At 64.2% G+C, this 22,236-nt stretch carries 19 protein-coding genes and 1 pseudogene; 8 read left to right on the plus strand and 12 right to left on the minus strand.

The window, feature by feature from the left end; all coding sequences use genetic code 11:
• The 4 genes and pseudogenes from JaAD80_RS30740 to JaAD80_RS15795 form a co-directional block, all read left to right on the plus strand.
• Nucleotides 1-423: pseudogene (locus JaAD80_RS30740) on the plus strand (peptidase M24); the annotation flags it as partial.
• Entirely contained in the window at nt 420-1,487 is a 1,068-nt protein-coding gene (gene galK, locus JaAD80_RS15785; protein WP_102295360.1) for a galactokinase, read from the plus strand. The pseudogene JaAD80_RS30740 and the gene galK, both read left to right, overlap by 4 nt.
• A 186-nt stretch (nt 1,488-1,673) precedes the next feature.
• Nucleotides 1,674-3,413: a glycoside hydrolase family 2 TIM barrel-domain containing protein gene (locus JaAD80_RS15790; RefSeq protein ID WP_219726832.1), complete on the plus strand. Its 1,740-nt coding sequence runs from the start codon at nt 1,674-1,676 to the stop codon at nt 3,411-3,413.
• 121 nt (nt 3,414-3,534) lie between these two features.
• Nucleotides 3,535-7,386, plus strand: a complete 3,852-nt coding sequence (locus JaAD80_RS15795; RefSeq protein WP_102295364.1) for an NAD(P)-binding protein — start codon at nt 3,535-3,537, stop codon at nt 7,384-7,386.
• A gap of 1,062 nt (nt 7,387-8,448) precedes the next feature.
• Here JaAD80_RS15795 and JaAD80_RS30370 read toward each other — a convergent pair.
• A complete protein-coding gene (locus JaAD80_RS30370) occupies nt 8,449-9,042 on the minus strand; it encodes a hypothetical protein (protein WP_146012407.1) in 594 nt (197 codons plus the stop codon).
• A gap of 237 nt (nt 9,043-9,279) precedes the next feature.
• Here JaAD80_RS30370 and JaAD80_RS15810 point away from each other — a divergent pair, with 237 nt between their 5' ends.
• The gene (locus JaAD80_RS15810) at nt 9,280-9,579 is read left to right on the plus strand and encodes a hypothetical protein (protein WP_146012408.1); all 300 of its coding nucleotides are present in this window, start codon (nt 9,280-9,282) and stop codon (nt 9,577-9,579) included.
• On the opposite strand, the gene JaAD80_RS15815 is transcribed toward JaAD80_RS15810, so the two are convergent.
• The 5 genes from JaAD80_RS15815 to JaAD80_RS15835 all read right to left on the minus strand — a co-directional run bounded on the left by JaAD80_RS15815 (nt 9,580) and on the right by JaAD80_RS15835 (nt 13,355).
• Entirely contained in the window at nt 9,580-9,993 is a 414-nt protein-coding gene (locus tag JaAD80_RS15815) for a VanZ family protein (protein WP_258003017.1), read from the minus strand.
• 542 nt (nt 9,994-10,535) lie between these two features.
• Nucleotides 10,536-11,300 carry an SDR family NAD(P)-dependent oxidoreductase gene (locus tag JaAD80_RS15820; RefSeq protein WP_102295370.1) on the minus strand — a complete coding sequence of 255 codons (765 nt, stop codon included), beginning with the start codon at nt 11,298-11,300 and terminating at the stop codon, nt 10,536-10,538.
• A gap of 84 nt (nt 11,301-11,384) precedes the next feature.
• The gene (locus JaAD80_RS15825) at nt 11,385-11,906 is read right to left on the minus strand and encodes a TPM domain-containing protein (RefSeq protein ID WP_102295372.1); all 522 of its coding nucleotides are present in this window, start codon (nt 11,904-11,906) and stop codon (nt 11,385-11,387) included.
• A complete protein-coding gene (locus JaAD80_RS15830; protein WP_102295374.1) occupies nt 11,906-12,739 on the minus strand; it encodes a YgcG family protein in 834 nt (277 codons plus the stop codon). The genes JaAD80_RS15825 and JaAD80_RS15830 overlap by 1 nt, the downstream gene beginning before the upstream one ends.
• A gap of 1 nt (nt 12,740) precedes the next feature.
• Complete coding sequence (locus JaAD80_RS15835) at nt 12,741-13,355, minus strand: LemA family protein (RefSeq protein WP_102295375.1); 615 nt, start codon at nt 13,353-13,355, stop codon at nt 12,741-12,743.
• Nucleotides 13,356-13,533: 178 nt separating this feature from the next.
• Here JaAD80_RS15835 and pyrF point away from each other — a divergent pair, with 178 nt between their 5' ends.
• Nucleotides 13,534-14,358: an orotidine-5'-phosphate decarboxylase gene (gene pyrF / locus JaAD80_RS15840; RefSeq protein ID WP_102295377.1), complete on the plus strand. Its 825-nt coding sequence runs from the start codon at nt 13,534-13,536 to the stop codon at nt 14,356-14,358.
• A 222-nt stretch (nt 14,359-14,580) separates the two neighbouring features.
• Here the strand turns inward: pyrF and sbcB are convergent, their stop codons facing one another.
• On the minus strand, nt 14,581-16,029 hold the full coding sequence (gene sbcB, locus JaAD80_RS15845) for an exodeoxyribonuclease I (RefSeq protein ID WP_102295379.1): 1,449 nt from the start codon (nt 16,027-16,029) through the stop codon (nt 14,581-14,583).
• A gap of 157 nt (nt 16,030-16,186) precedes the next feature.
• Here sbcB and JaAD80_RS15850 point away from each other — a divergent pair, with 157 nt between their 5' ends.
• Nucleotides 16,187-16,819 carry a DUF5610 domain-containing protein gene (locus JaAD80_RS15850; protein WP_180979440.1) on the plus strand — a complete coding sequence of 211 codons (633 nt, stop codon included), beginning with the start codon at nt 16,187-16,189 and terminating at the stop codon, nt 16,817-16,819.
• A gap of 87 nt (nt 16,820-16,906) precedes the next feature.
• Here JaAD80_RS15850 and JaAD80_RS15855 read toward each other — a convergent pair whose 3' ends face one another.
• The 5 genes from JaAD80_RS15855 to JaAD80_RS15875 form a co-directional block, all read right to left on the minus strand.
• Nucleotides 16,907-17,872: a GGDEF domain-containing protein gene (locus JaAD80_RS15855; RefSeq protein WP_102295391.1), complete on the minus strand. Its 966-nt coding sequence runs from the start codon at nt 17,870-17,872 to the stop codon at nt 16,907-16,909.
• 269 nt (nt 17,873-18,141) lie between these two features.
• On the minus strand, nt 18,142-18,519 hold the full coding sequence (locus JaAD80_RS15860; protein WP_102295380.1) for an HPF/RaiA family ribosome-associated protein: 378 nt from the start codon (nt 18,517-18,519) through the stop codon (nt 18,142-18,144).
• A 183-nt stretch (nt 18,520-18,702) separates the two neighbouring features.
• A complete protein-coding gene (locus JaAD80_RS15865) occupies nt 18,703-19,368 on the minus strand; it encodes a DUF1345 domain-containing protein (RefSeq protein WP_102295382.1) in 666 nt (221 codons plus the stop codon).
• A 38-nt stretch (nt 19,369-19,406) separates the two neighbouring features.
• Nucleotides 19,407-20,678 (minus strand): MFS transporter, encoded by a 1,272-nt coding sequence (locus JaAD80_RS15870; protein ID WP_102295383.1) that lies wholly within the window; start codon nt 20,676-20,678, stop codon nt 19,407-19,409.
• An 85-nt stretch (nt 20,679-20,763) separates the two neighbouring features.
• Nucleotides 20,764-21,789 carry a CDP-6-deoxy-delta-3,4-glucoseen reductase gene (locus tag JaAD80_RS15875; RefSeq protein ID WP_102295385.1) on the minus strand — a complete coding sequence of 342 codons (1,026 nt, stop codon included), beginning with the start codon at nt 21,787-21,789 and terminating at the stop codon, nt 20,764-20,766.
• Nucleotides 21,790-21,801: 12 nt separating this feature from the next.
• Here JaAD80_RS15875 and JaAD80_RS15880 point away from each other — a divergent pair.
• The coding region (locus JaAD80_RS15880) for an NAD-binding protein (protein ID WP_180979441.1) at nt 21,802-22,236 on the plus strand (435 nt) is incomplete at its 3' end.

Here is a 22,236-nt window from a genome sequence, read left to right on the forward strand (position 1 = left end):
GCCAGCCTCAGCCGTCAACGCCGCTTCGCCACGGCGCGGGCCGGTGTCAGCGATGCCGACGCCGCCATCCTGGCGCTGGAAGCGGTGGCGCTCGACGCCTGCGAGGTGGGCCATGCGCTGAGCATGGTGTATCACGCGCTCGACAGCGCCTATGCGTATGCGGGCCAGCCCGACACGGTGCGCGACCACCGCCAGGGCGGCATCGCCGGCTACCAGTCACCCGAAGTGGCGGCCGGCGCCCACACGGAAATCGCCCTGAAAGAGGGCATGGCGCTGGCCTTCCACCCCAGCCTGCCTGGCAGCATGGTGGAAGATACTTTCCTGCTCAGTGGCGGCCACCTGCACAACCTTACTTGCGACCCGGACTGGCCGGCCACGTCCGTGCAGGGGCGGCTGCGCCCGCTCACCCTGGAGCTGCAATGATGACCCCCGAAGCGTATTTCGGCACCGGCCCCGTGGTGATGGCATCGGCGCCCGGGCGCGTCAACCTGCTGGGCGAGCATACGGACTACAACGATGGCTACATGCTGCCCTGCGCCACGCCGCAGCGCACGCAGGTGATGCTGGCGCTGGCCGACGACGGGCATCACGCGTTTTATTCCGCCAGCCTCGACGAGCAGGTGCGCTTCAAGGCGGACCAGGCCGCGCCACCGGGCTTCGGCCGCTACCTGGAAGGCTGCATCCGCCTGGTCGAGGAGCAGGGTGCGGACGTGCCGGCCGTGCGCGCTTACGTGTGCTCGGACCTGCCCCTGGGGGCGGGCCTGTCGAGCAGCGCGGCGCTGGAAATCGCCACCCTGCGCGCGCTGCGCCTGCTGCTGCATCTGCCGCTGGACGACGTGGCGCTGGCGCTGATGGGACAGCAGGCGGAAATCCGCTATGCGCAGGTCAACTGCGGCGTGATGGACCAGATGGCCGCCAGCCTGGCCGACGAGCAGCACATGCTGCTGCTCGATGCGCGCACCTTGCAGCATGCATTGCTCGACTTGCCGAATGACAGCGAAGTGCTGGTGATCGACAGCGGCGTGGCGCGCACCCTGGCCGGCAGCAAGTACAACGAGCGGCGCGCCGAGTGCGAACAGGCGGCGCGCCTGCTGGGCGTGGCCTCGCTGCGCGACGTGGTCGAACCTTCCGTGGTGGAAGGCTTGCCGGAACCGTACCGCCGCCGCGCGCGCCATGTGGTCAGCGAAAACCTGCGCGTGCTGCAGGCATGCGCGCAGCATGGGCCGGCGCTGTTCGGCCAGCTGATGGCACAGTCGCACGCCAGCCTGCGCGACGATTACGAGGTATCGATTCCCGCCCTCGATGCGCTGGTGGCGCTGCTGTCGGCCCACAGCGCCGTGTATGGCGCGCGCCTGACGGGTGCCGGTTTTGGCGGCGCCTGCGTGGCCTTGTGCCGCAAGCACTGCGCCGCCAAGGCAGGACAGGACGTGGTCCCCCGTTTCAATGCCAGTGGACACAAGGCGCGCATGGTGGTTCCGTTAGCGTGACGTTGTCTTGATGCTGATCATGGCTTGGCATAAGCGCGTTTTTCTGCGGAACCGTCAAGGCATGGCCAGTCTCCAACAGCCATGCTCAATGACATTCTCTCTCCCTCCGTCGCTCCCGCCAGCGGTGCGAACCAGGCGGAAAACAGCCTGGCCGCACCCGGCGAATTCGCTTATCCGCGGCCGCAGATGGTGCGCGAAAACTGGCAATCGCTGAATGGCACGTGGCGCTTTACCTTCGACAACGAGCGGCGCTACCGCGTGCCCGATGGCGGCATCGGCTGGACGCACGACATCACCGTGCCGTATCCGCCCGAATCGCAGGCCAGCGGCGTGGGCGACCGCGGCTTTCACCGGGTCTGCTGGTACCAGCGCGAATTCCAGCTGCAACCGGGCGGGCCATGCGTGCTGCTGCATTTCGGCGCCGTCGACTACCACGCCAAGGTGTGGCTCAACGGACACGTGGTGGCCAGCCACGAAGGCGGCCACACGCCCTTTGTCGCCAGCATCGGCCACGCGCTGCTGCCGGACGGGCCGCAGGTGCTGACGGTGCGCGTCGAGGACGATCCGCACGACCTGGCCAAGCCGCGCGGCAAGCAGGACTGGCAGCTGCACCCGCATTCCATCTGGTATCCGCGCACTACGGGCATCTGGCAAAGCGTGTGGATCGAGCGCGTGGCGGCCACCTACATCGGCAAGCTGCGCTGGACGCCCGTGTTCGAGGGCTACGAGATCGGCTGCGAAGTCTTTGCCATGGGCGACCTGCAGGAGGACCTCACCGTGGCCGTGCGCATCTGGCATGGCAACAACCTGCTGGCGGACGACCAGTACAAGCTGATCGAGAACGAAGCGAGCCGCAAGATCGCGCTGTCCGATCCCGGCATCGACGATTCGCGCAATGAACTGCTGTGGAGCCCAGAGCGGCCCATCCTGCTCGATGCCGAAGTGACCTTGTGGCACAACGGCGAGCTGCTCGATACGGTCAAGTCGTACACGGCGCTGCGCTCGGTGGCGATCAACCGCGACCGTTTCATGCTCAATGGCCGGCCATATCCGCTGCGCCTGGTGCTCGACCAGGGCTACTGGCCCGATACCCTGCTGGCGGCGCCTTCCGACGACGCCTTGCGGCGCGATGTGGAACTGGCCAAGGCCCTGGGGTTCAACGGCGTGCGCAAGCACCAGAAGATCGAAGACCCGCGCTACCTGTACTGGGCCGACCGCCTGGGCCTGCTGGTATGGGAAGAAATGCCATCCACTTACCGGTTTTCCAGCAAGGCCATCACGCGCATGGTGCGTGAATGGACGGACGTGATCGAACGCGACTACAGCCATCCCTGCATCCTCGTCTGGGTGCCGTTCAATGAATCGTGGGGCGTGCCCAACCTGACGGCCATCCAGGCGCACCGCAATGCCGTCGAGGCGCTGTACCACCTGACGCGCACGCTCGACCCGACGCGGCCCGTGATCGGCAACGACGGCTGGGAGGCGTCGGCCACCGACATCCTTGGCATCCACGACTACGACTGCGATCCTGAGCGGCTGCAGGCGCGCTATGCGATCAGCGACTCGGCCCGCACGACCCTGTTCGACCAGCGCCGCCCGGGCGGTCGCATCCTCACGCTCGACGGCTTTCCGCACCGTGGCCAGCCCATCGTCCTGACGGAGTTTGGCGGCATCGCCTTTGACCGTGGGCAGAGCGAACCGGCGGACACCTGGGGTTATGCGCGGGTCGGCAACGAGGCCGCCTTCCTCGATATTTACCGGCGCCTGATGGCGGTCGTGAATACGGCGCAGATGTTCAGCGGCTTTTGCTATACCCAGTTTGCCGACACCTTCCAGGAGACAAACGGCTTGCTGACGGCGGACCGAACGCCGAAGGCCGCGCTGGAATTGCTCAGCGCGGCCACCCGTAACGTAGCGCTCAGTTGAGGCCAGCCAAAGTCAACTGGGTTACATCGGACCACGCCTTACGGTGCTTGCACGCTGGAAGCGGCGCGCAGGCCCCGGCATGGCCAGCTCCACCTGAATCACTCACGATCAAGAGGCAAGCATGGCGAATTTCGACGGCGCGGCCGCGCCATTCCTCTCGTACTGGCAGGCCGGCTACGAAGGTGCCGACCACGTCACGCATGGCGGCCAGGCGCTGGACATGAACCGTGCCACGGGGCACCTGGACAGGGTGCGCGAAGACTATCTGCTGCTGCGCCAGTTCGGCATCCGCAGCGTGCGTGAAAGCATCGGCTGGCGCCTGGCCGAACGCGATGGCCATTTCGACTTTTCCTGCATCGAGGAGCGCGCCGCCGTGGCACAGGAGCTGGGACTGCAGGTCAACTGGACGTTTTGCCACTATGGCTGGCCAGCCGAGCTCGATCTTTTTTCACCTGAATTCGTGCCGCGCTTTGCGCGCTATTGCCGGGCGGCGGCGCAGTTTCTGGCGCCCTACGCGGGGGCCGCGCCCGTGTATTCACCCATCAATGAAATTTCGTTTACCAGCTGGGGACTGTCGGTGCACATGTTCCAGTGCCTGAACATGTACCGGCCGGACGCGGGCTACGAAGGCAAGCGCCAGCTGGTGCGCGCCAGCATCGCCGGCAGCGATGCCATCCGCGCCGTCAGTCCGCAGGCGCGCCTGCTGCAGTGCGACCCGCTGATCCATGTCATCGCGCCGGCGGGACGCACGGACTGGACCGCGCAGGCGGCCGCCTGGCGTGCCTCGCAGTTCGAGGCCTGGGACATGCTGCGCGGCAGGCAGGCGCCGGAACTGGGCGGCGCGCCGCGCTACCTGGATCTGGTCGGCCTGAACTATTACCACAGCAACCAGTGGGAATGCGGCAGCAACCTGCGCCTGTGGTGGCACCTGGGCGAGCCGCGCCGCATGCCGCTGCACCAGCTGCTGCTCGAAGTGCAGGCGCGCTACCGGCGGCCCTTGCTGCTGGCGGAAACCAGCCATGTGGGCAGCGGGCGCGGCGCCTGGATACGCGAGATGGCGGCCGAGGCGGCGCTGGCCGTGCAGCATGGCGCGTCGCTGCGCGGTATCTGCATCTACCCCGTCATCGACCGGCCCGACTGGGATGATCCCGGCCACTGGCACCGCAGCGGCCTGTGGGATGTCAGCCTGGAAGGCGAGGGCAAGGAGCGGCTGCGGCGCATCCTGTCGCCGCCGTATGCGATGGCGCTGCGCCAGGCGCAGTCGCTGACGGAGCACCTTTGTTCAACGCTTGCCCCATCGGGGCGGAAAGGAACTGGTATGCGCACCATCATCGTCTTTTCCCATTTGCGCTGGAATTTCGTCTATCAGCGTCCCCAGCAACTGCTGTCGCGCCTGGCGCAGTTCTACCATGTGGTCTTTGTCGAGGAGCCCGCCTGGCACGATGGGCCGGGCCGGCTGGATCTGTCCACGCCGGCGCCGAATGTCACCGTATGCCAGCCGCGTACGCCCGTGCAGGCAGCCGGCTTTCATGATGACCAGCTGGCGGCGCTGCAGCCCTTGCTGAGCGAGATCACGCCGGTGGACGACCCCATCGTCTGGTTCTACACGCCGATGGCGCTGCCCTTGCTGCCGGCGCTGCACGCGGGCCTGGTGGTGTACGACTGCATGGACGAACTGGCCGCATTCATGAACGCGCCCAGGCAGCTGCTGCAGCGCGAAACGGCCTTGCTGGCACGGGCCGACCTGGTGTTTGCGGGCGGCCCCAGCCTGTTCGAGGCCAAGCGTGCGCGCCATGCCAACGCCCACTGCTTCGCCAGCAGCGTCGACACCGTGCACTTCGAGCAGGCGCTCGACCGCCACAACGGCCATCCGGCGCAAGCGGAGATCGGCCGGCCCAGGCTGGGCTACTACGGCGTGATCGACGAGCGCTTCGATCCATCGCTGGTGGCCGCGCTGGCCGACGCCCATCCCGAATGGCAAATCGTGCTGGTCGGCCCCATCCTGAAAATCGAGCCGGCCAGCCTGCCGCAGCGGCAGAACATCCATTACCTGGGCCAGCAGCCATACCAGGCCCTGCCGCACTTCCTGGCCGGCTGGGACGTGTGCCTGCTGCCGTTCGCGCGCAACGAGGCCACGCGCTTCATCAGCCCGACCAAGGTACTCGAATACATGGCGGCGCAGCTGCCCATCGTCAGCACCTCGATCGCCGATGTGGCCGTGCCGTACGGCGATATCGTGGCCATCGCCGATACCCCCGGGGAATTTGTCGCCGCCTGCGAGGCGGCACTGGCGGCAAGCCCGGAGCAGCGCGCCGCCATGGCCGCCAGCATGCACGCGGTCGTCTCGGCCACTTCCTGGGATGCGACGGTGGAGAAAATGCATGCGCTGCTGGAAGCGACGCCACCGGCGCAGGGCACGCGCCAGCCGCTGCCTGCCCATGCCGTGCCCGCGGCTCCCGGCGCGCCGGCTGCCGGCGCCAGCATCAATCCGCTGCGCGCCCCAGGTTCGCCGCAGGCCGTGGCTTGCGCCATTATCGGTGCCGGGCCGACCGGCCTGAGCGCCGCCTATCACCTGGGCGCCGATTCCTTGCTGCTCGATAAAAATGCCAGCGTGGGCGGCTGGTGCCGCTCCATTCGCGACCACGGCTTCACGTTCGACCACGCGGGCCACATCATGTTTTCCAATGACAGCTACGTGCTCGACATGTACCGCATCTTGCTGGGCACGAACCTGCACTGGCAAAACCGCGAAGCATGGGTGTACAGCAAGCAGGTGTATACCCGCTACCCGTTCCAGGGGGCGCTGTATGGCTTGCCGCCCGCCGTCATCAAGGAGTGCATCGTCGGCGCCATCGAGGCGCGCCATGGCAAGGCCGTGGCCGCGAACGGCAGTGATGCCGTGCCGCCCGTGGCCGCCTGCGTCGGGCCAGACTGCTGCGCTGATGGCGGTGCCGGCCTGGAGCATGCGCTCGAAGGCGCGGCAGCTGCGGCCGCAGCAAAAGCTGCCGCCGCGCCGCCAAATTTCGAGCAGTTCATCCACCAGGTGTGGGGTGCGGGCATAGCCCGGCATTTTGCCATTCCCTACAACAAGAAACTCTGGACCGTGCCGTTGAGCGAGATGGAAACCTCGTGGCTGGGCGGAAGAGTGCCCTTGCCAAACCTGGAGGAAATCATCGAGGGCGCGCTGGAACCTGTAGCCAAGCCCATGGGACCGAATGCACGCTTCGGCTACCCCTTGCGCGGTGGCTTCCAGGCCTTGATGTCGGGTTTCCTGCCGCACCTGAAAGGCCAGCTGGAACTCAATGCCGAGGTGGCGCAAGTCTTGCCGCGGCAGCATCTCATTGCCCTGGCGGACGGCCGCCGCTTCCGCTACCAGCATCTGCTGAGCACCATGCCCTTGCCGGAACTGGTGCGCCTGATCGGTGACCAGGCGCCGCCGGCAGTGCAAGCGGCGGCGCGCGCCTTGCGCCACGTCTCCGTACGCTGCGTCAACCTGGGCGTGGCGCGCGAGCGGATCAGCGACAAGCACTGGATTTACTATCCCGAAGAAACGATTTTCCATCGTATCTTTTTGCAGGGAAATGCGAGCCCCCATTGCAATGCGCCGGGCGGTTTCGGGCTGACCTGTGAAATCACATATTCGCCCTGGAAACCGTTGCCGCTCGATGGGCAAGCCCTGATCGACCGCTGCGTGCGCGACTGCATCGCCGTGGGCCTGTTGCGTGAAGACGATCAGTTGCTGGCTGCCAACCAGGTGGACATGCCATGCGCCTATGTCGTCTACGACCATGCACGCGCCGCCAACGTGGCGCTGGTCAAGCAGTGGCTGGCGGAGCAGGACATCGTGCTGGCAGGCCGCTACAGCGAATGGGAATACTACAATTCCGACCACGCCTTCCTTGCCGGCAAAAAAGCGGCGGAAGCCATCACGCAGTTGTCGGGGCTGCAGCGCAAGATCGCCAGCGTGGAGTAGCGAACGTGGCGCAGGGGATATCAAGCCTGCGACCATGCCGCCCTGGACCATGCCCTCTTGCTGCCCTCTTGCTGCCCTCTTGCTGCCCTCCCGTTGCCCTCTTGTTGTGCTGTCGCTGGCGCGGCAAGAGGGCCGCAGTGAGCGCAGACGCGGGCCGGAGCGCAGACGGCGCGGCAGGCGACATCGTGGCCAGCAGCGTGGGTCTGTAGCGTGAGCCGGCAGTCCAGGCCAGCAGTCCAAGTCAGCAACACAAGCCAGCAACACAAGCCAGCAGCCCAAGTCAGCTGCCCAAGTCAGCAGCCCAAGCCAGCTTCGTAAGGCTTCGTAAGTCAGCCTCGTTAGTCAGCCTCGTGGGCCCGCTTCGCAAGGCGGCTGAAAAGACGCGCCAGGATGAAAGGATCGAGCAGCACGATGGGCGAGAAACAGGATTGACAGGATTGCCTGGTGTCAAAGAAAGGAAGATGCCGGCGCACATGCACAGGCAGCCCACCGGACGGCAGCAACCGACAGCAACGTGGCCGGGCAGGAGAGGGGGGGGGGGAGGGGGGCAGCTGAGGGGACACAGAGGGTGCACAGCGGGGGAACCAGGGCGCAGGCCGCAAGGCATGCCGCAAAGACACAGCTTGCAGCGGCACAGGCGGCAGAGGGGGGAACCAGGAGGTGGGCCGCAAAGCATGCAGCAGGGGCATAGAAATAGGCAGCAGAGGAACGGACAGCAGCAGAACGGACAGCAGAGGAACGGCAGAAGCGGAGCTGGCAGCAGAGGAACGGCCAGATGCGGAGCCGGCAATACAAGGAGCCAGCAATACAAGGAGCCGGCAATACAAGGAGCCGGCAATACAATGAGCCGGCAATACAATGAGCCGGTAATACAACGACACGCACAAGGTGGCAGCGGGGGATAGGCGCGGCATGCCGCGCCGCCTCTCCTTACCCTCCGCCGCGTCCGCGCCCGCATCCCTGCTCCTGACCCTCTCGATGCGGGGCGCTTGAAATGCGTCTGGTCTTTATTGCGCGACAGCTGCGCCGCGCAGTGCCCGGCTGCTCCCTTGACGCTTGCGCTCAATAGCGCTGCAACAAGCCGTTGACCACTTTGACGCGGTCGCCGATCTGGTACGTGGGCTGGGAATTTTGCATGATGGCGCGCGTCGTGCCATCGTCCAGGCGCAGGGTGACGCGGTACATCATGCTGCCCGAGGTGCTGCCCGCCGTGCCCGAGCTGCCGGCCTGTGTTTCGCCACTGCCCTGGTCCATGCCGCGCGGCACGGTATCGATGGACTGCACGGTGGCCGATGCAATCGATACGCCCGACTGGCTGCCATCCATGCTCATGGTATTGTTGGCCGTGGCGGTGCGCGCGTCGGCGCTGCCGCTCGTGTCGCCGCTGTTTGTGCTGTTGCTCATGGTGCTGCTGGTCGTGGCGGCGGTGCTGCCGGTGCGGTCCATGCTGCCGGTGCTACCCATTCTATTCGTGCCGGCGGTGCTGCCCGAGCTGCCGCTGTTGCCGGTCGCGCTGCCGCTCTGGCCGGTGCCTGCCGTATTGCTGTAGCTTTCGCCACTGCGCGAGGCGGTGGTGCCGTTCGGGTTGGTTGAGTTGCAAGCACCCAATAACATGCACAGCAAGCCTGCCAGGATCGTGGTTCCTTTTGCTTTCATCTTGTTCTCCTCTGAATGTGACGATAGGTGGAGGTCCGCAGGCATGCCGGACGTGGCCGTGATTACTGCTAGTAAGAGGCTGGTAATGGAGGGATGTTCGCGGCTTGTTATTTCCCATTGAGCTACATCAAGCGTATAAATTGTCGAGCTTGGTATAAAAGACACTCTTGCATAAAACGTTTTGAGCCCCGGCGCTTCTGTGCCGTTGTTTCCTTGCTGTTTATCCCAGGAGAAAAAATGTCTTCAGTTTCCGCAAGCGCCCGTCTGATCGACGAATTGGTCAGCGCCGTGTATGGCGCCCCCGAGGCGGCGCACGATGCGCGTGCCCGGCATGGCCTGAAACATGCGTTGCATGCGCTGGCCAGGCTTTCCCGTTCAGAACAATTGCTGGAGATGAAACGCGATGCGGCACGCGCTGCGGGCGTGGACAGCCGCCGCGAGATGCGTGCGGTGTTGCGGCGCATCGCCGCGCATGCCGCCGCAGGACAAGGACAGCTGAGCCTTGAGCTGAGCGGCGGTGACGGCGCTGGCCAGTGATCAGGACGGCATGAACTTGAGGGTGGCGGCAACCATCTTCGGCCACAGGAAGGTCAGCAGCAGTGACACGACCATCGCCGCCGCGATATCGACAAGCCAGTCGTGCACGGAGCCATGGCGGTACGAGAGAAAACTCTGGATGAATTCGTCCAGCGCGCCCATGGCGACCACCATCAGTACGGACAGCAGCGCGCGGCGCGCCACGCCGCCGCTGATGCCGCTGAACAGCATCAGGGCCAGCACGCCATAGCCGAACGAGTGCAGCACGCCGCCCGACGCATATTGCCCGACGTCGGCGCGGATGCCCGGAATATCGCCAATCAGGATCACCAGCAGGTACAGCACCAGTGCCGTGCGGAAGCGCAGGCGTTCGTAACGGTCGGCAAAACACAGGGCAAGCAGCGTGGCGGGCATGGTACGTGAGCGGGATGGGAAAGGCGATAACAATACCATGGGCGTGGCAGCGGCCTGTGTTATTGCGCAAGAGGCTGGCTCACAGGCAAAAAAAAGGCCCGCGGGGGCGCGGGCCAAAAACCCAAATGAAATGGGTCAAGAGTTGAGCGTTGCGGGCCATGTCGTGCGCCTTGCCGGCGCGCGCCACAGTCATGAAAGGGGAGTGGTGTGCCATGGCGGCACACCTGTCTGTAGTCAGGCATATCGGTTGCCTGTACAGCAGATGAAGCAAGTATAGGGGGCGAACATGACGGGTTCATGACACACCGCAATATTTTTTTCGTGGTGCGGACAAGGAGGGAAAAATCATCCGGCATGGCAAGAATGGCCATGTTTCAGCTGTGACAGCAAAAAAAAAGCCCGCTGGTGAAAGCGGGCTTAAAACTATTTTCTTGGAGGAGAATAGTGGAGACAGGTGCATTATGCTGCGTCGCACGATATGTGTCTAATGGTCTTTTTAGATATCCATTATCGTTTTTTTATATAACTGCCTTCTTCTGCCTCTATTCCTGCACGGCCACCGTGTAGTTCAGCGCCATGCGTCCGCCATCGACATAGATGGTCTGGCCCGTCATGTAGGTGGCGTCGTCGCTGGCCAGGAAGGCGGCGATACCGGCCACTTCTTCCGGCTCGCCGCAGCGGCCCAGCGGCGTGCGCGACAGGATCGTGTGGCGCGCCTGCGGGCTCGACAGCACCGCCTGCTTGGCCAGTTCCGTCAGGATGGTGCCCGGTCCGATGCCGTTCACGCGCACGCCGTGCGGCGCCAGGTTCAGGGCCATGACCTTGGTCAGCTGGTTGATGGCGCCTTTCGACACCACGTACGGCACCTGGTTCGGGATGGCCAGCTCCGCATTGACGCTGGACATGTTGATGATGCAGCCGCTGTTGCGCTTGACCATGTCGCGCGCCACGGCCTGGCCGCACAGGAACATCGATTTCAGGTTGATGCGCATGACGCGGTCGAAATCATCTTCGCAGACGTCGAGGAAATCGGCCGCGTGCGTGACGCCCGCGTTGTTGACGAGGATATCGACGTGGCCGAACTGCGCCAGGGTTTCCTTCAGCATGGCATCGACGTCCGCTTTCTGGCTGACGTCGGCGCAAAAGAAGCGCGCCTGCGGGCCCAGCGCGGCGGCCGCCTGCGCGCCTTCTTCCTTGATGTCGACCAGCATCACCTGCGCGCCTTCGGCGATCAGGCGGCTGGCGCAGGCCAGGCCGATGCCTTGCGTGGCGCCCGTGACGATGGCGGTTTTGTTGATCAGTTTCATGTGTTCTCCTCGGCGGTAATAGGGGCCGCGCTGCCCACCCACCAGCCTGCGCGGCAATGGCGGATTTTAATCCCTGGGCGGACTTCAGAGGAGGATAGGTTCATTCGGCAACTGGTTGCCGCGCGTGCCATCGGCGGGGAAGTGGCTTTGCAACAAGGTATTGAGCTGCGCCAGCGCTTCCAGGGTGCTGTCATGGTAATTGCCTTCCTTGAACCCCTTGGTCATGGTACGGCAGACGGCTTGCCATTGCTCCGGCGTCACGCGCCGGCCCACGTGGCGGTCGGCCACGATATCGACCTGGTGTTCGGCCAGGTTGATGTAGATGAGCACGCCAACATTGTCTTCCGTATCCCACACGCCGTACTGGGCAAACAGTTCGCGCGCCCGCTCGCGGTTGCTCACGCCCTGGTACGCCATGCCCGGCGTCAGTGCCGCTTCGACGATCAGGCGCACTTCCGCCTGGTGCATCTTTTCACCGTCGGCAATGGTTGCCTCGATGGCTTTCAGGGTGCGTTCCGGAAAGGCCTGGCGCGCCGTCGCCGGCGTGCCGCGCAAATGTTTCAAGGCCCGTCCGCAGCGTTGTCCGAATGTCAGTTGTTTCGTCATTACCAATCTCCCGAGGCGCCGCCGCCGTCAAAACCGCCGCCGCCGCCACCGAAACCACCGCCGCCACCGCCGCCAAAACCACCGCCACCGCCGAAGCCGCCACCGCCGCCCCGGTTGTTCAGCGCCTGGCTGAGAATGCTGCCCAGCACCACGCCCGTGGCCCCGCTGGACCAGTTGCTGCCGCGCTGCAGCCGCGTCGGTCCGCCACGCGAACGGAACAGGGTCAGCACGACGAGAAAGCCGAAGAACAGCAGCGGCAGCCAGAAGGTCATGCCGCCCGCTTGCACGCTGGCTGGCACTTGCTGCTGGGCAGGGGCGGGGAATTGCTCCTGGTTCAGCAGGGTGGCGATCGCCCCCACGCCAGCGACCAGGCCGCCATAGAAATCATTCTGCTTGAAATGCGGGGCGATCACGTCTTGCAGGATGCGTTTCGATTGCGCATCCGTCAGCACGCCCTGCACGCCACGGCCCGCCTCGATGCGCAGGCGGCGCAGGGCAGGCGGGTTGTCTTTTGCTACCATCAGCAGCACGCCGTCATCGACGCCCTTGCGGCCCAGCTTCCAGGCATCCGTCACGCGGATGCTGTACTGCTCGATGGCTTCCGGTTCCGTGCTCTTGACCAGCAGCACGGCGATCTGGCTGCCCGTCTTGGCTTCGTAGTCGGCCAGCACGCCTTCCAGCGCCGCCTTTTGCTTGGCGTCCAGCATGCCGGCATCGTCCGTCACGCGCGCCGCCAGCGGCGGCACGGGCTGCAAGCCCTGTGCGCCTGCCGGCGGCATCGTCCACAGCAGCAGCGCCGTCGCCAGCGCCGCCAGATAAGACCAGGCTTTCATCTTATTTGCCAAAGTCGACGGTTGGCGCGGTCGAGATGGCTTTTTCATTTTCCACCGTGAACGATGGCTTGACCTTGTAGCCGAAAATCATGGCCGTCAGGTTGTTCGGGAAGCTGCGCGCATGCACGTTGTAGTCCTGCACGGCGGCAATGTAACGCTGGCGCGCCACGGTGATGCGGTTTTCCGTGCCTTCCAGCTGCGACTGCAGGTCGCGGAAACTGGTGTCGGCTTTCAGGTCAGGGTATTTCTCGGACACCACCATCAGGCGCGACAGGGCCGACGACAGCTGCCCCTGCACTTGCTGGAATTTCTCGAAGGCGGCCGGGTCGTTCAGCACTTCGGGCGTGATCTGGAAACTGGTGGCGGCGGCGCGCGCCTTGGTCACCGCTTCCAGGGTTTCGCGTTCATGCGTGGCATAGCCCTTGACGGTATTGACCAGGTTGGGGATCAGGTCGGCACGGCGCTGGTACTGGTTGACCACTTCGCCCCAGGCGGCCTTGGTTGCCTCGTCCTTGCTCTGGAAGTCGTTGTAGCCGCAGCCAGTGAGGATGCCGGCCAGGACAGTAACGCTCAGCGCCAGGCGCAGCCATTTGGTGAATTGATTGGTGATTTGCATGATGGGTTCCGTGCAGAGTAAGGGAGGTGAGGCAAATATACCTGAAACGGCCCGCAATGTCGGTTTAATAAGCGCACGCGGCCGCCCCTGGCGCGGTGCCGGCTGCCGGGGCACGCCGTGGCAACCCGGCGCCGCGTTACAATACGGGGTTTGCAACTGAATATAGAGAAGGTGTGCCGTGAATTTCATCAATAAATTATCCGCCGCATGGACGGCCAATAATTCCCTGCTGTGCGTGGGACTGGACCCGGACCTGGCGAAACTGCCGGCCGAACTGCGCGACTTGCCTGATGGAATCACCACCTTTTGCACGCGCATCATCGATGCCACGGCCGACCTGGCCTGCGCCTTCAAGCCGCAGATCGCCTATTTTGCCGCGCTGGGCGCGGAAAAGCAGCTGGAAGACATCTGCCGCTACGTGCGCGAGAACTACCCGCACATCCCGCTGATCCTCGACGCCAAGCGCGGCGACATCGGCGCCACTGCCACGCAGTACGCGCGCGAAGCGTTCGAGCGCTACGGCGCCGACGCCGTCACCGTGAACCCCTACATGGGCGAGGATTCGCTCGACCCCTACCTGGCGTGGACGGATCGCGGCGTGATCATCCTGTGCCGCACGTCGAACCCGGGCGGCTCGGACCTGCAATTCCTGAATACGGACGGCGAACCGTTGTACCAGCGCGTGGCGCGCCTGGTGGCCGAGAAATGGAACAAGAATGGCCAGTGCGCGCTCGTCGTCGGCGCCACGTTTCCTGAGGAACTGGCGCAAGTGCGCGCCATCGTCGGCGACATGCCGCTGCTGGTGCCCGGCATCGGCGCCCAGGGCGGCGACATTGCCGCCACCGTCGGCGCGGGCCAGACGGCGAACGGCATGGGCATGATGATCAGCTCTTCGCGCGCCATCATCTACGCCACGCCGCAGGACGGCGAAGACTGGGCCGACGCGGCGCGCCGCGTGGCGATTGAAACGCGCGATGCCATCAATCAGCATCGTTCTGTATAAACATCACCCATAAAAAATGTAGGTCGGGTTAGGCCAGCGGCCGTAACCCGACAACACCGGTAACGTCAACAATGTTGTCGGATTACGCGGGGCTTTGCCCCGCTAATCCGACCTACGGCTGCAAATTGAGCGCGCGATGCGATCAAAGTGCACCGCGCGGGCTGAAAAATTACATTCAGCAGGCCGCCTATACCGACGCGCAGCAGGTTTGGTCAGGTGCGACTAATCGCGCATGGGCGCCACCATCTCGGCGTAGTCGTACAACTCTCCCAGAATCTCCTCCCCCCGCTCATCCACCGATTCCGACAATGTGTCGATTTCCGTAAACAGCATTTCGATGGTGCGGGCGCCGCCGTCGCCGTCGAACAGGCGGGCGGCGCGGTGCTGTTCCCAGCGCAGGCTTTCCGCTTCGCTCAGGGTGTGCGGGAAATTGCGGGCGCGGTAGCGGAACAGCAGCTCCTGCAGGCGTTCGTCGGCAAACGAGGGGCGGGCAGTGGCCAGCTTGGCCGGCGTTTCGCGGCGCAGGGATTCGAGCAGGCGGCGGTCGTCGTTGCTGACGAAGCCATTGTACAAATCCTCATCGACGTCCAGCGCGACATTCGCGCCAGGGCGCTGGAACACGTCGGCCCAGATGGCGTCCATGTTCGGCGCCGTGGCGGCCAGCTGGGCGTTGACCTTCGCCGCGTCCACGTCGATGCTCCATTGCGCGGCCATGGCCGGCGACAGGGTTTTCAGGTTGCCGACCAGCATGGGCGACTTGTTCAGGTGCACGCTTTTCACGGGCAGGCGCGTCATGCCTTCGGGCATGGCTTCCTTGCGGGTAAACAGGCGCGTGCGGATGGTGTCGGCATCGAGCTGGAACAGTTCGCGCGGGTCGTAGGCGCAATCCCAGACGAGGATCTCGTTCTTGTTGCTCGGGTGCGTGGCCAACGGCCAGACGACGCCCAGGCAGCCCCGTTCGGCGGGGAACATGCCGGAGACGTGCAGGAATGGCTGGCGCTCGCCGGCGGCCAGGTGCATGCCCATTTCGCTGGCGACCCTGTCCTTCTTGTGCAGGGCCAGGCAAAACTCGAACAGCTTCGGCTGCTTTTCCTTGATCAGGCGCGCCAGGGCGATGGTGGCGCGCACGTCGGACAGCGCATCGTGCGCCGCTTCGTGCACCAGGCCGTTGGCCTTGCTCAGGTGTTCCAGCCTGAAGCTGGTCTGGCCGTCGTCGCGCTTCGGCCATTGAATGCCTTCCGGGCGCAGCGCGTGGGTCATGCGCACCACGTCGAGGATATCCCAGCGGCCGCAATGGTTCTTCCATTCGCGCGCATATGGGTCGATCAGGTTGCGCCAGAACAGGAAACGCGTGACTTCATCATCGAAACGGATGGTGTTGTAGCCCACGCCGATGGTGCCCGGTTCCGAAAAGGCCGCTTCGATGGTGGCGGCGAACTGGTGCTCGGGCACGCCCAGCTGCAGACACTGCTGCGGGGTGATGCCGGTGATCAGGCACGATTGCGGATCAGGCAGGAAATCATTGGCAGGCTGGCAATACAGCATGATCGGCTCGCCGATCTCGTTGAGGTCCGCATCCGTGCGGATGGCGGCGAACTGGGCCGGGCGGTCGCGGCGCGGCTGGGCGCCAAAGGTTTCGTAGTCGTGCCAAAGGAAAGTCTGGGTAGTCATTGATGGTCGTTGCTTGCTTAATTGTGATCTTGGTTGGGCCGGCTGCTGCAAAGCCGCCGCTTCAGTTTTCTGAAAACCTGCCGATACTACACGAGAGGAGCGTCACCGTTGCGGTATTCGCATGGTGGCATACATTGCCCGTTCAAGGAGGCCTATCATGTCAATTCCCATCGCCGCAGGCGGCAATTCCGCCGCTTCCCTGAGTTCCGTCAGTAATAATGCTGCCGGCAAGGAAGAGAAAGTCCAGCAAAAGGACGCCAGCAACACTGAAATGAGCGTGAACGACCGTACCAGGCTGCAATTGAACGCCTCCATCATGCAGGCGTCGCTGAATGTGTCGATCGGTTCGGAAAACGAGCCGCTGGCGCTGCTGTACAAGACCGCCATCACGAATATCAACGAGGCGCTGAAAGGCCAGTACGGTGACGATGCGATCGAGAACGCCGCGTCGCAGGACAACAGCGCCGAAGCGACGGCGAACCGCATCGTGTCGCTGTCGACGGGATTTTTTGACGCCTTCAAGAAACAGAATCCGGACCTGGACGACGATGCCGCGCTGAGCAAGTTCATGGACACCATCAGTGGCGGCATGGAAAAAGGCTTCAAGGAAGCGCGCGACATCCTGGACGGCTTGAAAGTGCTGGGCGGCGACATCGCCAGCAATATCGACAAGACCTACGCGCTGGTGCAGAAGGGCTATGCGGATTTCGTTGCCGCGCACAGCAGCAAGAAGGATGAGGCTGCCACACCAGGCGCTCCTGCCAAGCCGGCCGACAGCAAGGCGGCCTGATCATCATTGCATCTTGCGCCGGAGAAATATGCAGGGCGAAGCGCGCTGCTGACGATCAGGCAGCGCAACGACGCCATGGGCTTGGTATCAGGTGCTGACCCGGTTGCGCCCGCCTGCCTTGGCGCGATACAGCGCCGCATCGGCCGCCGCGATCAAGCCATGGTCGTCCTGCCCGGGCGCCAGGCTGGCCACGCCGAACGAGCCCGTGATGTGGGGCAGCGCGCTGCGCATGTCGGCGAAGATGACGGCTTGCTGCATGCGCTCGCACAGCCGTTCTGCGACCATCAGGGCCACGTGTTCGTTGGTATCGGGCAAGATCACCATCATTTCCTCGCCACCGTAACGCACGGCAAAATCCGTCGGCCGCAGGGCCGCGCCCAGCACTTGCGCGGCGATGCGCAGGGCCTGGTCGCCCGCCTGGTGGCCGTGCGTATCGTTGAAGCGCTTGAAATGGTCGAGGTCGATCATCAGCAGCGACAGGGGCGCGCCGCTGCCATGCGCCGTGACGATCATGTTTGGCAGCAAGTCTGTCAGCCAGGCGCGGTTGTACAAGCCCGTCAGGCTGTCGACCATCGATAGCTGGCGGTAGAATTCGCCCAGTTTCTGGCGCCGGCGCAACAGGGCGTTGGCGGCGCGGATGCGGAAGGACAGCAAGCGCAGCAGGTTGCGCGCCAGGCCGTTCGACTGGTCAATCAGTTCCCAGACGATGGCCGCATCGACGACCAGCAAATCAGTTTCTTCCAGTGCGGAAATAGCGGCCAGGTTGCTGGCCTCGTCGAGCACCGATTGTTCGCCCACGCTTTCGCCGGGCAAGACCTTGCTGACGGTGCCGTCGTCCATGCCCGTGTGGGTGTCGGCGGCCACGGCCAGGGCGCCGCGCAGGACGATGTACAGGCTGGCGCCGCGCGTGTCGGTGAGGGCTTCGCCCGCTTCCAGGCGCATGACGGGGCAGGGCGCCAGCATGGCGGCCGTCCGGCTATCCGCGCCATCGCGAAATAGCTGTAAATCGCCGATGTTGCAGCCTGAAGCGCCAAAGTTGCCGATCTGTTCCACAGTCATACTTTCATAAAGCCCGTGCCGCGCGTGCAGCGCGCCGGTCTCTTCATGATAGCCTAAAGCTGACTCTGCCGTAACGGCAAAACCTTGCTTCTAGTAACTTTCTGTGAAAAATACGACAATTATTTCATTGTCGCGTCAAGCATTGTCAATGCTGGTGGTGTTGTTACGGATATCGGCGCGCAGGACAGGCGCAGAGGCAGGCCAGATGTGCAAAGGCAGCCTTGAACGGCTGCCTCGTCTCTGGCAAATAGTGCAGATGGGAATTACTCGGCGGTTTCTTCCGCTTCGGCTGCATCGATCACGGCATTCTTGCCGGTGGCGTGGCGCTTGCTGTCTTGCAGGCGGCCCAGGGCGCTATCGATGGCGCGTTTCAGCTTGTCGGTGGCGCCGGCAACGGCTTGGTGCACGGTAGCGTTCTGCTCGGTGACGGCAATCGGCTGGTAGCCGGCGACACGGGCTTCCATGACGCAGCGGATATCGTCTGCGCCGCCTTTCGGGCCATTCGTATCGCTGAGGTGGACTTCGATGCGGGTCAGGTTGTCGCGGAAGCGGCTCAGTGCGCTTTCAAGTACGGATTGCACATGTTCGTTCAGTCCAGCGGTGTTGGCGATGGTGCTGTCGGTATGAATATTGATTTGCATATGCTTACTCCTGTCAATTCAAAAAAAACCCATCTCAGGCGTGCTGCCGCCTGGTTGCTGCCTTATGCACATTGCCTCGTGCATGTGACTTATCTTACTCCTCTTTCCAGTATTTCAAGAGGGTGCGCACGATTAAGATGAGCTTAACCCTACACCCAGGTCAAGTTTCCTCATTGAAACTTTTCAGCCATTGATCAGGCCCGCCGCGATATTGATCGACAGCCCCAGCACGACCAGGTTGAAGAAAAAGCTCAGCACGGATTGCCCCAGCACGATTTGCCGCATCAGCCGCGTCTGCACGGAAACGTCCGACGTTTGCACGGCCACGGCGATGGTGAAGGCGAAGTACAGGAAATCCCAGTAGTCGGGATTTTGTTCGTCGTCGGGAAATTTCAGGGGGCGCCTAGCCGGGTCGGCCAGGTAATACAGGTGGGCGTAATGAAAGCAGAACAGGGTGCCGACGAGAAACCAGGAGCCGACCAGGGTGAAGATCGTCAGCGCGTAGTGCAGGGCCCGCTCATCGTCGGCCATGCCCTTCATGGACGACAGTTGCGAGACGATGGCCAGCAAGCTCATTACCGACGCCACGGACAGGGCCAGCAAGACCATCGCCGCCCGTTCATCTTGCCGCGTGGCCATGGCTTTGACCGTGTGATGGTTGGCGCGCATCATCATCCAGGCCATCGTCGCCAGGTAAAACCAGACGGCCACGTTCCAGGCCGTCAGCAGCCGCGTCATCAGCAGCCATTCGGAGGGCAGCAGCAGGCCGGCCGCCACGCCGATGGCCGTGGCCAGGCTCAGGTGGGGGCGGCTGCGGATGAAGCTGTGAAACGGAAGGGGAATTTTCATGGCGCCAAGTCGTCAGTATCGATTGCGCATCTTAGCGTCTAAGAGCCTGCCGCGGCGGCTGTCCTGGCCGCTGCTTCCTTCTCGTCGTGGGGAAAACGGTCCATGCGCGACAGCACGGGGAACAGCACGGCCCACGCGCCAGTCACGGCCAGGGTGGCGGCGCCGCCGAAGAGCACGGCGCGCACCAGGCCGAACCAGCCCGCCGTGATGCCCGATTCAAATTCGCCCAGCTCGTTCGAGGCGCCGATGAAGACGGCGTTGACGGCGCTGACCCGGCCGCGGATGTCGTCCGGCGTCTCGAATTGCACCAGCAAATGGCGGATATACACGCTGACCATGTCGCCGGCACCCATCAGGAACAGCGCCGCCAGGGCCAGCGGGAAATAGCTGGTGCTGCCCAGCACCAGGGTGCCAAGGCCGAACACGGCCACGCCGCCGAACATCCAGACGCCAACCTTGCGCGTGATGGGGAAGATGGCCAGCAGGATCGAGCACAGGGCCGCCCCGGCGCCCGGCGCCGTGCGCAACAGGCCCAGTCCGCTGGGGCCGACATGCAGCACGTCGTGCGCCAGCGCCGGCAGCAGGGCCGTGGCGCCGCCGAACAGCACGGCGAACAGGTCCAGCGAGATGGCGCCCAGCACGATGGGCCTGGACCAGACGAAACGCAAGCCTTCGAGCAGGCTGTGCCAGCTGACGGGTTCTCGCCTGACCACTTGCGGCGCCGGCGTGGTGGCGCACATCAGCAGCACCGACAGCACCAGCAGCGCCGACGAGACCAGGTACACCATCTTGGGGCCGAAGTAATACAGCAAGCCGCCCAAGGTCGGCCCCACGATGATGGCCACGTGCGAGCTGGACGAACTGAGTGCCACCGCGCGGCTGAATTGTTGCGTCGGCACCATGTTGACCAGCACGGCCTGCGTGGCCGGCATCATCAGGGCGCGCGCGCTGCCGAACAGCACCAGCACGGCAAACACGGGCCAGACGATGGACAGGCCGTTCAAGGTGAAGGCCAGCAGGGCCAGCGCGCAAGCGAGCTGCGCCGCCAGGCAGCAGGCGATGATGTTGCGGCGGTTGTAGCGGTCGGCCACGTGGCCGGCCGGCAGGATCAGCACGAGGAAGGGCGCAAACTGGGCCAGGCCGATCAGGCCCAGGTCGAACAGGCTGCCCGTCAGCTGATACACCTGCACGCCGATGGCCACGCTTTGCATCTGCACGGCCACCGTGCCCAGCACGCGGGCGGAGAGGTAACAGGCGAAGTTGCGTTGGCGCAGGATACTGAAGCCGTTGCCGGCGGAAGCGAGAGACATGATATTTCCAGGAAACAGCGGAGTGGCAGGGGCAAACGCGGCGGCGGGCGCCGCCCCGGCAGCCCCGCCGTCCGGGAGGTGCTGCTTACTTGGCCAGGTCGGCTTCGGTGGTGAAGGCGTCGGCGTAGAATTCCTCGGCCGGCAGCTGGCACAGCTGCACGAAATCGCGGTTGGCCGATTCGACGACGATCGGTGCGCCACAGGCGTAGACCTGATATGCGGACATGTCGGGCAAGTCCGCCATCACGGCCTGGTGCACGAAGCCCGTGCGGCCGCTCCAGGCGTCTTCCGGCAGGGCTTCCGAAACGACGGGGACATATGTGAACTGCGGCAAGTCGGCGGCCCACTGGCGGCACAGCGCGTCCATGTACAGGTCATGCGGACGGCGCCCGCCCCAGTACAGACTGATCGGACGCGCGGATTTTTCATTGATCATGTGCTCGACAATGGCTTTCAAGGGGGCAAAACCCGTGCCCGAGGCCAGCAGCACGACGGGCTTGTCGCTGTCTTCGCGCAGGAAGAAGGTGCCCATCGGACCTTCGAAGCGCAGGATGTCGCGCTCCTTCATGGTGCCAAATACCTGGTCGGTAAACAGGCCGCCTGGCATATGGCGGATATGCAGGCTCACGGGGCCGCCTTCGACGGGCGCGCTGGCCATGCTGTAGCTGCGGCGTTTGTTGTCGCGCAACATGATTTCTATATACTGTCCGGCACGGTACTGCAGGCGCTCGCTGGCTGGCAGCTGCAAGGTCAGCACGACAACATCGGGAGCGACTTTCTCGATAGTGGTCAGGCGCGATGGCATCTTCTTGATCGGATAGTCGCTGCCGCCCGCCACTTCGCGCGCCTGCACCACCAAGTCACCCTGGGGTATGGCGCAGCACAGCAGCGAGTAGCCGGCTGCCGCTTCGTCTTCTGTCAGGGAGCGCGACTGATATGGCTTATGCTGTACGCTGCCGGACACGATCTTGCCCTTGCAGGAGCTGCAGGCGCCGCTTTTGCAGCTGTAAGGCAGGCCCACGCCGGCGCGGATCGCCGCTGACAGGACAGTTTCGTCCGCTTCGCAGCTGAATTGGTGGCCGCTGGGCTGAACAGTAATTTGAAAAGTCATACAATCCTTGATATGAAAAATATGTTAATGCACTCTTTGCGCCAGCCCATGGGCCTGCCGCGCCTGCTGATTCTCGGTTGCGGCGACGTCGGCATGCGTTTGCTGCCCTTGCTGCGAGGGCGCTTTCGCGTCTTTGCCGTCACCAGCCAGCCAACGCGCTGCGCAGAGCTGCGGGCGGCCGGTGCCGTGCCTATCGTGGCCAACCTGGACGACCGCGCCAGCCTGAAGCGGCTGGCCGGCCTGGCACCGAGCATCGTGCACCTGGCGCCGCCCATGTCGTCCGGCTTGCTGGACCGGCGCACGCGCAATCTGGCCGCCATTTTACCCGAGCATGCCCGCCTGGTGTATGTCAGCACCAGCGGCGTGTATGGCGATTGCGGCGGCGCCAGGGTGGCGGAAACGCGGCCCGTGGCGCCCGCCAATGCGCGCGCCAGGCGGCGCGTGGAT

Source organism: Janthinobacterium sp. AD80, assembly GCF_002878455.1.
GTDB lineage: Bacteria > Pseudomonadota > Gammaproteobacteria > Burkholderiales > Burkholderiaceae_D > Janthinobacterium.